12 protein-coding genes are annotated in these 12,981 nt (G+C 68.6%); 8 read left to right on the top strand and 4 right to left on the bottom strand.

Annotated features, from left to right (window positions below; all coding sequences use genetic code 11):
* Positions 1 to 59: 59 nt before the first annotated feature.
* Entirely contained in the window at positions 60 to 3,791 is a 3,732-nt protein-coding gene (locus AKI39_RS03885) for a DUF748 domain-containing protein (protein ID WP_066632546.1), read from the bottom strand.
* A gap of 174 nt (positions 3,792 to 3,965) precedes the next feature.
* Here AKI39_RS03885 and moaC point away from each other — a divergent pair, with 174 nt between their 5' ends.
* From moaC to AKI39_RS03860, 5 genes are all read left to right on the top strand, one after another.
* Positions 3,966 to 4,457: a cyclic pyranopterin monophosphate synthase MoaC gene (moaC, locus tag AKI39_RS03880; RefSeq protein WP_066632543.1), complete on the top strand. Its 492-nt coding sequence runs from the start codon at positions 3,966 to 3,968 to the stop codon at positions 4,455 to 4,457.
* A 170-nt stretch (positions 4,458 to 4,627) separates the two neighbouring features.
* The gene (locus tag AKI39_RS03875) at positions 4,628 to 4,879 is read left to right on the top strand and encodes a MoaD/ThiS family protein (protein WP_066632542.1); all 252 of its coding nucleotides are present in this window, start codon (positions 4,628 to 4,630) and stop codon (positions 4,877 to 4,879) included.
* Between the two features lie 5 nt (positions 4,880 to 4,884).
* Positions 4,885 to 5,367 carry a molybdenum cofactor biosynthesis protein MoaE gene (locus tag AKI39_RS03870; protein WP_066632540.1) on the top strand — a complete coding sequence of 161 codons (483 nt, stop codon included), beginning with the start codon at positions 4,885 to 4,887 and terminating at the stop codon, positions 5,365 to 5,367.
* A complete protein-coding gene (moaB, locus tag AKI39_RS03865; RefSeq protein ID WP_066632537.1) occupies positions 5,364 to 5,912 on the top strand; it encodes a molybdenum cofactor biosynthesis protein B in 549 nt (182 codons plus the stop codon). The genes AKI39_RS03870 and moaB overlap by 4 nt, the downstream gene beginning before the upstream one ends.
* A gap of 1 nt (position 5,913) precedes the next feature.
* Positions 5,914 to 7,119: a molybdopterin molybdotransferase MoeA gene (locus AKI39_RS03860; RefSeq protein WP_066632534.1), complete on the top strand. Its 1,206-nt coding sequence runs from the start codon at positions 5,914 to 5,916 to the stop codon at positions 7,117 to 7,119.
* A 5-nt stretch (positions 7,120 to 7,124) separates the two neighbouring features.
* On the opposite strand, the gene mobA is transcribed toward AKI39_RS03860, so the two are convergent.
* From mobA to AKI39_RS03845, 3 genes are read right to left on the bottom strand one after another with little or no spacing between them, the layout of a single operon-like run.
* The gene (gene mobA / locus AKI39_RS03855) at positions 7,125 to 7,793 is read right to left on the bottom strand and encodes a molybdenum cofactor guanylyltransferase MobA (RefSeq protein WP_083228609.1); all 669 of its coding nucleotides are present in this window, start codon (positions 7,791 to 7,793) and stop codon (positions 7,125 to 7,127) included.
* Between the two features lie 51 nt (positions 7,794 to 7,844).
* A complete protein-coding gene (gene moaA, locus AKI39_RS03850; protein WP_066642130.1) occupies positions 7,845 to 8,990 on the bottom strand; it encodes a GTP 3',8-cyclase MoaA in 1,146 nt (381 codons plus the stop codon).
* Between the two features lie 42 nt (positions 8,991 to 9,032).
* The gene (locus AKI39_RS03845; protein WP_066632532.1) at positions 9,033 to 10,166 is read right to left on the bottom strand and encodes a substrate-binding domain-containing protein; all 1,134 of its coding nucleotides are present in this window, start codon (positions 10,164 to 10,166) and stop codon (positions 9,033 to 9,035) included.
* A gap of 15 nt (positions 10,167 to 10,181) precedes the next feature.
* On the opposite strand from AKI39_RS03845, the gene AKI39_RS03840 reads away from it, so the two are divergent.
* From AKI39_RS03840 to AKI39_RS03830, 3 genes are all read left to right on the top strand, one after another.
* Positions 10,182 to 10,385, top strand: a complete 204-nt coding sequence (locus tag AKI39_RS03840) for a hypothetical protein (RefSeq protein WP_066632530.1) — start codon at positions 10,182 to 10,184, stop codon at positions 10,383 to 10,385.
* A 302-nt stretch (positions 10,386 to 10,687) separates the two neighbouring features.
* Entirely contained in the window at positions 10,688 to 11,242 is a 555-nt protein-coding gene (locus AKI39_RS03835) for a formate dehydrogenase subunit gamma (RefSeq protein WP_066632528.1), read from the top strand.
* A complete protein-coding gene (locus AKI39_RS03830; RefSeq protein ID WP_083228608.1) occupies positions 11,239 to 12,921 on the top strand; it encodes a formate dehydrogenase beta subunit in 1,683 nt (560 codons plus the stop codon). Before AKI39_RS03835 ends, AKI39_RS03830 begins: the two co-directional genes overlap by 4 nt.
* Positions 12,922 to 12,981: the final 60 nt, after the last annotated feature.

Here is a 12,981-nt window from a genome sequence, read left to right as displayed (position 1 = left end):
TGCACCAATGGTTCAATGCGCAACGACTCAACAACTCAACGACTCAACGGCTCGAAGCCCTAGCGCTTCAATGAAAACTCCACGCGGTTCGGCGGCCCATCATCCTTGATGCCCTCGGCCGACAGCGTCGGCGCCACCATGAATACCCGGTCCATCGGCGCGCCATCCTGCTGCAGCTGCTCGTAGGCGGCCTGGGCCCGTGCGTCGGCCAGCTTGCGCAGCTGTTCCTCGCCCGCGGGCGCGGCCTGCTTCAGCAACGCTTCCATCTGGTCCGGCGGAAGGGACTTTGCCATGCCGATGAAATTGCGCGGCTTGTTGTCGATCTGGGTGTTGTCGTACGCCGCTTCCAGGTATTTGGCTCGCTCCGCGTCGGACAGCGGCGCATCGCCATCCAGGCGGCCGCTCTTGCCCGTCGCGCGCGAGCGCGCGATGCGAATGCGGGTGTCCACCCAGGCCTGGCGCAGTCCGGCCTCGTCGGAAACCGGATCCGCGCGGCCGGCGATGTCCATCTTCAGCGATGGACGGTCGGCCAGCGCGGCGGCCAGCTTCTTCAGCTTTTCCTTGCCGTCGTCGGTGAGGGCCGTGCTGCCTGGCGCAAAGGTGATGTACGACAGCTCGTCGCCACCGCCGAAGGCCGAGGCCAGCAGGCTGAACGGCGAGGTGACCGCCTTGACGATCAGGTTGCCGATGACCCGCAGGATGATGCCCCCCACCGAAAAGTTGGGATCGTCCAGCGACCCGGAGATCGGCAGGTTGATATCGATATTGCCGGAGCGATCTTTCAGCAATGCGACGGCCAGCATGACGGGCAGGGTCGTCGCCTGCGGACTGTTGCTCTTGGGGCCGAAGGTCAATTGGTCCAGCCGCACGCGATTGCTGGCCTGCAGCTGGCGGTCCTTGATGCGGTATTCCACATCCATCGACAGCTTGCCGCGCTCGATGGGGTAGCCCACGTATTTCGACGAATACGTCGTGAACCGGGGCAGGTCCACGCCTCGCGCCGATGCCTTGATGTCCAGTGTCAGGAATTTGGCGAAGGGCTGCACGATACCGCTGATCGCCAGCGGCGCGGTCCGGTAGACCCGTCCATTCACGCTGACCTTGGCGGGCTTGGGGTCGGTGGACGATACCGCGGACACCGACCCCTCGATGGCCGACAGTTCCGCCGTGTAGTTCGGCCGCACGAAGCGGTCGTTGAACGTTGCCCGGCCGTTCTTCAACGTGACGCTGCGCACCGCGATGTCCGGCATTTCGCCATCGCGCGCCGGCGCGGCGCTCTTGGACGACGGCGCACCGGACGACGATGCCGGCGGCCGCGCGGGCGCGGATTCCCGCGTCTCGGTGTCCTGCGTGATGGACCCGCCCGCCCGGCCGGGCTCGGCCACCAGATCCAGCACATTGAGCCTGCCCTGGGAATTCAACAGCACGTTGCCGTAGAAATTGTCCAGCGTCACGTCGCCCAGGTCGATGGTGGGCTTGCCGCCGGCCAGCGAGATCGCCATGTTGCGCAGGCTGAGGAGCTTCCAGGCCAGGAAGTCCGCGCGATTCACGCGGTCCTGCAGGTTCAGGTCGTTGACATCCACGCCGCCCTTCCACGTCACCTTCATCGGCGCCCTGCCCTGTGCGCCGGTGAAGTCGACGTCGCCTTTCGCGCCCAGCCGGATCGACCGGACGGTGGCGTTCAGGCGGGACGCCGCATACGGTGCCAGCGTCGCCACGTTCAGGTCGGAGAGATCCACGCTCGCCTTCACGGCCAAGGGCTGCAATGTCAGGCTGCCCTGCGACGACAGCTTGCCTTCGCCCAGTATGCCGGCGGCGCGCAAGTCGAATTTCGACGAGCCGGAGCCCAGCACGAACCTGTCGACGCCCAGCGCCAGCGTCTTCACGCCCACGGTCACGGGCGGATTCAGGCTTTCGTCACGCGCCGACACGCCGGCCAGGTCCAGCTTGATGTCCGAGGCCTGGATGGCGTAGGTACCGTTATGGTCCTTGATGTCGACCTTGGCGGCGGCACCCACGGTTCCGCCCAGCAAGGTAATCGGCGCGGCGCGGCGCACCGCGCTGGCGAAGGGCGCGAGCGGCAGGCGCTCCGCCCTGGCATCCAGGTTCACGGCCAGGGGTTGCAGGATGACGCCGCCGGTGGCATGCAGCGCCGCGCCGTCGGGGTTCTGGGCGCCCAGCTCGATGGCGATGGGCTGGTCCTTCGGCTGGGGCAGCTGCACATTGGTCACGGAAACCGACAGCTTGTCGAGCGCATAGTCCAGCTGGTTGGGGGCGTCACGCAGGCGCAGCTTGCCGTTGACGATGGAGACCTTGCCGACATTGACGCGCCAAGGATCGGGCTCGGCGGCCGCCGCCGTCGCGGACGTTGGCGATACGGGCGCGGCGGCCGGCGCCGCCCCGGGCGACGCGGGCGCTCCCGATGCCGCAGGTGCGGACGACGCTGATTCGGGCGGCGCAGGCGGCACCGATGCCGGCGGTGCGGGCGGCGCCGACGCAGGCGGTGCAGACGGCGGCGATGCAGGCGATGCGGGCGGCGCCGACGCAGGCGGCGCGGACGACGGCGATGCTGGCGACCCAGGCGACGCCGATGCTGGCGGTACGGACGACGCCGACCCAGGCAACGCCGGCGTCCCCGACGCAGGCGCTGCCACGGGCGGCGCGGATGCGGTCTTCACGGTGGACACCGGCGTCGGTCCTTCCGTCCTGGCGCCCGCGCCCAGACGCTGCAGCTTGTCGATCGCGTCCAGCCAATTGATCCGCTGGTCCGCGTAGCGGCGAGTCTGGATGTTCGGTTCGACCAGTTCCACTTCGCCGATCCGCAGCTGCCGCTCCAGCGGCAGCGCGTCCACGCCGCGCACGTTCAGCGCCTGCCAGGCCGCCAGGCTTTCATCCGAGGCTTCCCGCAGATCCAGTTCGCGCAGGCTCAGGCCGCCCGTGATGCGCAGCTTGGGCGCCGCGTCCCTGGGCTGTTCGAAGGCGATATGCAAGTCGGAATCCAACAGGGCGCGATTCAGCTTCACCGGCAGCGGCACCCCCCAGGCGTCCGCCCATTTTTCCAGTTCCAGGCCGCTGAACACCACGTCCAGGGTCGACGTGGGCGTCACGTCGAACGGCCGGGCCGTGCCGTTCAGATCGAAGGGACTGCCATTGATCCGGGCATGGAATTTCGGCACGACATCGATATCCGTCGCATAGCCGAAGTCGGAAATGAACGGTACGCCCAGGGCGATCTCATCGATCACCTGCGTCCGGCCCGTCACCTTGTCGTCCAGCGTGATCGAGCCGTTCTCCAGCCGCATGTTGTTCAGCGAGAACCGCGGCAGGGGTTTGTCCTTTTCCTGCGGCGGCGGCTCGGGTTTGCCGGCGTCCAACTGCGCGAGCTTTTGCTGGACGTCCGAGAAATTGAAATGCGCCTGCGCATCGCGCACCAGGGCCAGGCGCGGTTCGCGCAGCACCAGCGCGTCGACGACCGGGGCAAACCAGAAGAGCGACTTCCATGAAGCGCTGGCGTCGGCTTCGGCGACCGTCAGCAGCGGCCGCGCCCCGCCCGGCTGCGCCACCGCCAAATCATGGACGCGCAAGGTCAGCGAAAAGGGATTGAAGGTGATCTTGCCGACCTGGACGTCGCGTCCCAGCATGGCGGCGACGTCGCGCGTCAGCGCGCGGCGGGTGATTTCCGGTACCTGCCAGGCGGCCAGCGCCAGCAGCAAGAGGATAAACCCGACTATCGCCCCTGTGATCCGCAAAAACCGCCGCGTGAACCGAATTCGGGGCAAATACGAGGGCATCCATCATCTCCTGTCCAAGTTGCGGCATTATCGCCCCCGGGCCGGAGGGCGTCCATTATCATAGGCAGCATGCGCCCGCCGGTTTCAGGGCGTTCGAGTGCAAGATCAAACAATTACGCTCCGCGCGTAAATTCGTTTCAAATTGAACGGACCGCCGACGGCGGATGCATCAGCATGTCCACAACTCCTCCGGCCCTGAGCCATCTCGATGAATCCGGCCAGGTTCGCATGGTCGACGTCGGCGGCAAGGCCGTCACCGCGCGCGTGGCCATCGCGGCTGCGCGCGTCCGCATGAACGCCACCGCCTACGGCCTGCTGACGCAGCCCGGCCAAGGCAAGGGCGAGGTCCTGAACACCGCCCGCGTGGCCGGCATGCTGGCCGCCAAGCGCTGCGCGGAGCTGATCCCCCTGTGCCACAGCCTGCCGCTGTCCTTCGTGGGCGTGGACTTCGCGCTGGACGACGCCGCGCACAGCATCGATATCCGCGCCACCTGCCACACGGATTTCCGCACCGGCGTCGAGATGGAAGCCATGACCGCCTGCAGCGTCGCCGCGCTGACGGTCTATGACATGTGCAAGGCCGCGGACAAGGGCATCGTCATCGAGCAGGTCCGCCTGGAATACAAGTCCGGCGGCAAAAGCGGCGAATGGCGGGCCGACACCTGAACGGCCCCGGCCGACGGAGTAGAATGCGTGAGTCCTGAGAACCGGTACGTCCCCGGCCGGCACCGCATCCGTTTCCGCCGGCGTGCCGGCGCGGCAGGGCAGAGTAAGCGGACGATTTCGGGCCGAGGGCCCAGAGGTGCGCGGTGAGCGGTTCGACTGTGAATCCCGGCATGAATCCGGCCATCCAACTCCTGTATTTCGCGCGCGTCGCCGAATTGACGGGCCGCCGGGCGGAAGCCTGGCCCCTGCCCGACGAGGGCATCACCGGCCTTGCGCTGCTCGACAGCCTGGAACAGCGCTATCCCCAGCTGGCGCCGGCCGCGCGGCTCAAGCTTGCCGTGAACCAGACGCACGCCAAGTCCACCGTCACCATACGGGCCGGCGACGAGGTCGCCGTCTTCGAGCCCGTCACCGGAGGCTGATCGCCATGGTCGTCGTACAGGAAGCCGATTTCGATGCGGCGGCCCTGCAGGCCGCCCTGCGCGAGCGCGCCGGTGCCGCGGCCGGCGCCATCGTCACCTTCACGGGCTACGTCCGCGACTTCTCGGCGGACGAGGCCACCGAAACCCTGTTCCTGGAGCACTATCCAGGCATGTGCGAACGCGAGCTGGAAGACGTCGGCGCCCAGGCCATGCAGCGCTGGCGCGTCATCGATTTCGTCATCGCCCACCGCGTGGGCGCGCTATCGCGCAATGCCCAGATCGTGTTCGTGGGCACCGCCAGCGCGCACCGCGGCGACGCCTTCCGCGCCTGCGAATACATCATCGACGCGCTGAAGACGCGTGCGCCCTTCTGGAAGCGTGAAACGCTGGCAAGCGGGCGCAGCTTCTGGGTCGAACAACGCCAATCGGATCATGATCGGACCCACGCGTGGGACGCCGGCAGCGGTTCATCGAAGGAAAGCACATGAGCGAGCAAAAAGACGACAAAAAAGCATGCCTGGCTTGCGCCGTCCTGACCGTCAGCGACACGCGCACCGCGGGCAACGACACCTCCGGCAACTGGCTGGCCGAGACCCTGGCGCGCGATGGCCATGACTGCGTGCGGCGCGACCTGGTGAAGGACAACGTCTATGAAATCCGCCGCGTCGTCAGCGAATGGATCGCCGATCCCGCGGTGCAGGTCGTCCTGATCACCGGCGGCACGGGTTTTTCGCATCGCGACTCCACGCCGGAAGCCGTGGCGGTCCTGCTGGACAAGGAGATCACCGGTTTCGGCGAACTGTTCCGCCACGTGTCGTACCAGGAGATCGGCAGCTCGACCGTCCAGTCGCGCGCCTTGGCCGGCTATGCCAACGATACGGTGATCTTCTGCCTGCCCGGGTCCACCGCCGCCTGCGAAACCGCGTGGAACCACATCCTGCGCGAACAGCTGGACAGCCGCCACAAGCCCTGCAACTTCGCCAGTCACCTGCAGAAAAAGGCACTGGAAGGCAAGGAAAGGAACGGCCGCTGACATGCTGGAATTCGACGACGCCCAGACACGCCTGGCCAATGGCGCACCTCGGCCCGAGGCCACGATGGAAGCCGCGCTGCGCGACGCCGTGGGCCTGGTGCTGGCGCACGACCTGACCGCGACGCTGGACCTGCCCCCGGCGGACAACAGCGCCATGGACGGCTACGCGCTGCGCCACGCGGACTATCGCGAAGGCGCCGCTCTCCCTATCGACCAGATCGTCTACGCGGGCCATGCGCCGCAGCCGCTGCGGGCGGGCCACGCCGCGCGCCTGTTCACCGGCAGCCTGATGCCGGCGGGCGCCGACACCGTGGTCATGCAGGAAGACACCCGCGAAGCCGACGGAAAGCTCGACATCACGCGCGCCCCGCGGGAAGGCCAGCATGTGCGCCGGCGCGGCGAGGACACCCGCGCCGGCAGCCCCCTGCTGGCCGCCGGTACGCGCATCGGCCCCGCGCAGGTCGCCCTGCTGGCCTCGCAAGGCATCGCGCGGGTGACGGTGCATCCCGCGGTCCGCGTCGGCATCCTGACCACGGGCGACGAGCTCGTGGCCCCGGGCGAACCGCGCGACACGCATCAGATCTACAACTCCAACGGGCCGATGATGGCGGCGCTGGTGGAGGGCATGGGCGCGCGTGCCACGCACGTCCTGCACGCGCAGGACAACGAAGCGGCGCTGAAATCGGCCTTCCAGACGCTGGCACGCGATTGCGACCTGATCCTGAGCATCGGCGGCGTGTCCGTGGGCGACAAGGACCTGGTCAAGCCGGTGCTGGAAAGCCTGGGCGCGCCGCTGGACCTGTGGCGCGTGCGCATGAAGCCCGGCAAGCCGGTGGCCATGGCGCATGTGGACGGCAAACCGGTCGTCTGCCTGCCGGGCAACCCGGTATCCGCCTTCGCGGTGTTCGCGGTGCTGGTGTCGCCGCTGGTGCGGCGCATGCAGGGCCGGCGCGAGCTGTTCCCGCAGGTCAGCATGCTGACGCTGCGCACCGACGTCCCGCGCCAGGACAGCCGCGAGGAATTCCTGCGCGTGCGGCGCGAGCTGGACAACGGCGGCGTGGGCGAGCTGCACGCCTACGACCGGCAGGGTTCAGGGGTGCTCAGCTCGCTGCCCTGGGCCACGGGCCTGGCGCGCATCCCCGCCGGCCACACCGTCTATGACGGTGAAAAAGTCGCCTACTACGACTTCAAGCACTGGTTGGGTTGAACCATTCACGGCGCGGCGCGGTCCGCGTCGGCCAGCTCGCGTGCCGTATTCACGTTCATGAAGGCGTCGGGCTGGTCGTCGAAAGAAACCTCGACGCAGTTGACGCGGGACTGCCAGGCGTCCACCCGGCGCCCGCCCTCGGCCAGGTATTGCAGCAGGTCCGGCAACAGGTCACGCGACAGCAGCATGCATACCGGCTGGCGCTTGCCGCCGCAGGCGGCCACCGCCAGGCGCGCGTCCGGTCCGCGCGCACGGAGCGCCTCGCGCAGGCGGGCAACCATATCGTGCGGCAGGAAGGGTACGTCGCAGGGCGTGGTCGCGATCCATGGGCAGCGCGACGCCACCAGCCCCGCCGCCACCCCGGCCAACGGCCCTTGCCATTCGCCGTGCGAGAGATCATCGGCGACCACCTTGCCGTATTCCGCATAGCGTTCGTGGTTGCGGTTGGCGCTGATCAACAAGGCGCCCACTTGGGGCGCCAGGCGCGCCGCCACATGTTCCACCATCGGGCGGCCCCGCAGCAGCATGCAGCCTTTGTCCACCTCGCCCATGCGGGAACCACGGCCCCCAGCCAGGATCAGGCCGGCGATACCCGGCGTGTGCAAGGCGTCCTGTCCCTGCGGCGTCGGCGCCGGTGCCGGTGCCAGTGCCGGCTGGCCTGTCTGCGCGTTCATGCACGGCTCCTTCCAGAATGCGGCGGGCGTGGCCCTGCCCGTGGCCGGGCCCTAGCCGCCGATATAGCTCATTTCCACCTTCGGATCCCGGGGCGCGCCGGGCGTATCCGCCAGGCGGCGTTCGGAATAGTTATCTCCACGGCCCGCCCAGATGCCGGCGACGGCCGCGGCCAGTTGATCGTCATCCGCGCCGCCGCGTATCAAGGCGCGCAGGTCGTGGCCGCGGCTGGCGAACAGGCACAGGAACAGGCGCCCTTCCGGCGACAGGCGCGCGCGCGTACAGCCTTCGCAGAACGCCTGGGTGACGCTGGAAATCACGCCGATTTCACCGGCGCCGTCGGCATAGGCCCAGCGTTGCGCGACGCGGCCCATCGGGTCGGTGTGCAAGGGCGTGAGCGGAAATCGCTCGCCGATGCGGGCAATGACGTCGGCACTGGGCAGGACCTCGGCCATGTTCCAGCCGTTGGTGCTGCCCACGTCCATGTATTCGATGAAGCGCAGGATGTGGCCCGACCCGCGGAAATGCGCGGCCATGGGCAGTATCTGGTCGTCGTTGACGCCGCGCCGCACGACCATGTTCACCTTGACGGGCGCCAGTCCGGCCTGGGCCGCCGCGTCGATGCCGCGCAGAACATCGGCTACGGGAAAATCGGTGTCGCTCATGCGCGCGAACATGGCGGGATCCAGGGCATCCATGCTGACCGTCACGCGCGTCAGGCCGGCCTCTTTCAGCGCGCGAGCCTTGCGCGCCAGCAGGCTGCCGTTGGTGGTCAGCGTCAGTTCCAGCGGATCGCCTTCCGGCGTACGCAGGGCCGCCAGCAGCCCGACCAGGGTCTCGATATTCTTGCGCAGCAGCGGTTCGCCCCCCGTCAGGCGAATCTTGCGCACGCCCAGGCGGACGAACACGGCGGCCGCGCGCGCCATTTCCTCGAAGGAGAGCAACTGGGCATGCGGCAGGAAGACGTGATTGCTGTCGAACGCATCGCGCGGCATGCAGTACGTGCACCGGAAATTGCAGCGGTCGGTGACCGAAATACGCAGGTCGCGCAGCGGCCGCGCGCGCGTATCCAGGGCGGGCTGGCCCGCCGGCGGCAGGACGGCGGTGCCCGCCGGCGGCAGGACGGCGGTGCCCGCCGGCGCGGCATCGCCCGCGGCCGCCGCGGCCCGCTGATCGGTCAGATAGATGACTTTCGACATGATGGTCATGATAGCCGCAGGTGCGGGCCTTTGCAGGCCGGCTCAGCCAAATGCCTCCTGCAGGGTTTGTATGCGCCCCGTTTCGCTGGCGTCGTAGCCAGTGAGCTGGCCGACGTAGCCCTTGTAGTCCGTCCCCCGCATGATGGCCAGCAGGGCTTGCATGGCCGGCTGCTCCAGGGCGGACTTGCGGATGGCGAAGAAATACCGCTCCCGCGCCAGGGGAATGAAGTCCAGGCCGAAGCGGTGCGCGGCCGTTTCCACGCCGAAGCCCGCATCGGCCATGCCGCTGGCGATATGGGCCGCGACCGCCATGTGCGTGAACTCGCTGTTCTCATAGCCGTGCACCTGCGCGACCGGGATATCGAGCTGGCGCAGCATCAATTCGATCAGGTGCCGCGTACTGGAGCCGATCTGGCGGTTGACGAAGCGCACATCGGGACGCGCCAGGTCGGCGATGCCGCGTATGTGCTTGGGATTGCCGGCCGTGACGAACAGGCCGGTGTTGCGCACGGCCAGATGGATCAGCAGGTGCTCCGCGGGATGCAGCCACTGGGCGTAATGCTGCATCATGGCGGCCTCGAAATCGCCCTGCGGCACCTGGAAGCCCGCCAGGTCGCACTCGCCGCTGTCCAGCGACGCCAGCGCTTCCGTGGCGGTGCGATAGCGCAGTTCCAGGCCCGGAGACAAGGCGGACCCGGGCGCCGCACCGCCTTCGGGCCGCGCGGCGACGCCGCCACCCGCGCCGATGTGCTGCATCAGCGCCTCTACCGCGAAGCCATGGCTGGCGTGCAGGCGCAGATGCGGGCCGCTTTCGGGCAACAGGCGTTCCAGGTCTTCCTGCAGTTCGGAGGCCAGGCTGTCCAGCATGGGCATGAGCCGCGCCTCGATGCGCCGGTTGGCCCACAGCAGGCGCTGGGCAAAAGGCGATAGCTCGGTGCCCTGGCGGCGGCGCGTGATCAGCAGCGGCGTGCCGAACACCGCCTCGAAACGGCGCAGCACGCCCCAGCCGTGGCGATACGACAACCCGCAGGCGCGGCACGCGCCCGCGATGTGCCCCACGGCGTCGATGGCCGACAGCAGCGCCAGCACTTCCTGCAGCGGCACGCCGTCGTCGGCGCTGCCTTGCGTCAGCCACCACCCCGGCCGCAAGGCGATGCGGAAGGCGCCGTCAGTCAAGACGGCCTCCGCGACATGGCACGCGCATCCCGCATCGGCATCGGCATCGGCGCCGTCACCATCACCGGCATGCGCGCCGGCAGCGTCACCCGCATAGGCGCCGCCCGCGTCACCCGGGTAGCCGCCGATATCGTCCCCGTCACCGGCATCGTCACCAGCATGGGCATCGGCATAGGCATGGACATTGGCGCCGCGATACGCGCGCCATACGCCGCGTGAACGCCGGCGCGCCGACGCCTTTGCCACCACGCTTTATAGGAAATAACGTGCATATTGAAACCCCACGGCTTCCAGGGATAAAGTCCTGTTCCAGAGACAACAGCGCCCACTATTATGTTCCAAATCACATATTAGTGCCCTCCGGCGCGTCGCGCGACGACCCACGCAGGCAACGGTATTGCCCGCCCGGGACGCCGCGGAGCCGGCTTTGCCGGTCCGCGCGCGTCGCCCCCCTTGAGGGGGCAAGCGCGCAGCGCTTCGGGGGTGGGCCACCCCAATAATGTGACAGGAGTCCGACTCCCATGCGAGAAGGTCAAGCCAGGGCCGACCTGGCATCCAACGCGGGTGCCCGCGGCGGTGAACTCGCCCGCCAGGCGGCCGCCCTATCCCCGCATCCCGCGATCGCGGCGGCAGCACGGGCCATCGAAGCGCACAAGGGCGTGCCGGGGGCCTTGATGCCCATCCTGCACGCCGTGCAGCACGAGCTGGGCTGTATTCCGCCCGAAGCGGTGCAGCCCATCGCCGAAGCGCTCAACCTGTCGCGTGCCGAAGTGCATGGGGTCATCACCTTCTATCCGCACTTCCGCCAGACGCCGCCTGGGCGCCACGTGGTGGAAATCTGCCGGGCCGAGTCCTGTCAGGCCATGGGCGGCGAGCACATCGCCGCCCATGCGCGCAAGAAACTGGGTTGCGATTTCCACGCCACCAGCCCCGACGGCGCGTACACGCTCGAACCCGTGTACTGCCTGGGCCTGTGCGCGCAGTCGCCCGCCATGCTGGTCGACGGCGTACCCTACGCCCGCCTCACCCCCAAGCGCTTCGATACCATCCTCGGATATGTGAAGGAGGGGTCATGAGCGCGACCGCCCGGCCGCCCGAAGGGCGCGCTCCCTCCCATGGGGAGGCAGTCGCGCAGCGACAGGAGGGCTCATCCGGCGCGACCGCCCGGCCGCCCGAAGGGGGCGACACGCTCCCCGGCATCACCGTCTATGTGCCGCGCGACGCCGCCGCGCTGGCGGTGGGCGCCGATGATGTCGCCCGCGCCATCGAAGCGGAAGCGGCGCGCCGCGGCCTGTCCGTGCGCATCGTGCGCAACGGGTCGCGTGGCCTGCTGTGGCTGGAACCGCTGGTGGAAGTCGCCACGCCCGCGGGCCGCGTCGCGTACGGCCCCGTGCAAGCGGACGACGTGCCCGCGCTGTTCGACGCCGATTGGCTGCACGGCGGCGCGCACGCGTTGGGCCATGGCCTGACGGAGGACATCCCCTACCTGAAGCGCCAGGAACGCCTGACCTTCGCCCGTGTCGGCATCACCGATCCGCTCAGCCTGGAAGACTACGAAGCGCATGGCGGCCTGCAGGGCCTGCGGCGCGCGCTGGCCATGACGCCGGCCCAGGTCGTGGAGGAAGTGCAGAATTCCGGCCTGCGCGGCCGCGGCGGCGCAGCCTTCCCCACCGGCATCAAGTGGAAGACCGTGCTGACCACGCCGGCCGACCAGAAGTACATCGTCTGCAATGCCGACGAAGGCGATTCCGGCACCTTCGCCGACCGCATGCTGATGGAAGGCGACCCCTATGTGCTGATCGAGGGCATGGCCATCGCCGGCGTCGCCGTCGGTGCGACGCAAGGCTATATCTACGTACGCTCCGAATACCCGCACGCCATCGCCGCGCTGGAAGACGCCATCGCCCGCGCACGCGCCGCGGGCTGGCTGGGCGCGGACATGCTCGGCAGCGGCAAGCGCTTCGACCTGGAAGTGCGCAAGGGCGCCGGCGCCTATATCTGCGGCGAGGAAACCTCGTTGCTGGAAAGCCTGGAAGGCAAGCGCGGCGTGGTGCGCGCCAAGCCGCCGCTGCCGGCCATCGCCGGCCTGTTCGGCAAGCCCACGGTCATCAACAATGTGATTTCGCTGGCCTCGGTGCCCATCATCCTGGCGCGCGGCGCGGCCTATTACCGCGACTTCGGCGTGGGCCGCTCGCAAGGCACCCTGCCCTTCCAGCTTGCCGGCAACCTCAAGCAGGGCGGCCTGGTGGAAAAGGCCTTCGGCCTGACGCTGCGCGAACTGCTCTACGACTTCGGCGGCGGCAGCGCGTCGGGCCGGCCGCTGCGCGCGGTGCAGGTCGGCGGCCCGCTGGGCGCCTATCTGCCCGAATCGCAGTGGGACGTCCCGCTGGATTACGAAGCCTACGTGAAGATCGGCGCGATGATCGGCCACGGCGGCCTGGTGGCCTTCGACGACACGGTGGACATGCAATGGATGGCGCGCTACGCCATGGAGTTCTGCGCCATCGAGTCCTGCGGCAAGTGCACACCCTGCCGCATCGGCTCGACCCGCGGCATGGAAACGATAGACCGCATCGCCGCGCGCGGACCAGACCACGCACAGCAGGTGCACCTGCTGCGTGACCTGTGCGACACCATGCTGGGCGGATCGCTTTGCGCGCTGGGCGGCATGGCGCCGTATCCTGTGCTGTCCGCCCTGAATCATTTCCCCCAGGATTTCGGCGTGTCGACCGCGGACGCGGCGCAGCCGGCCTAGGGCCCAGGACTTAGCCCCCGGCCCGGGACCTGCGCAGGGTCCGGGCCGGCAGAGAAAGAT

Origin of the sequence: Bordetella sp. H567 (assembly GCF_001704295.1) — a bacterium.
Taxonomy (GTDB): Bacteria; Pseudomonadota; Gammaproteobacteria; order Burkholderiales; family Burkholderiaceae_B; genus Bordetella_C.
Note: the sequence above shows the minus strand (reverse complement) of the source record. Positions and strands in the feature narration are given on the sequence as shown.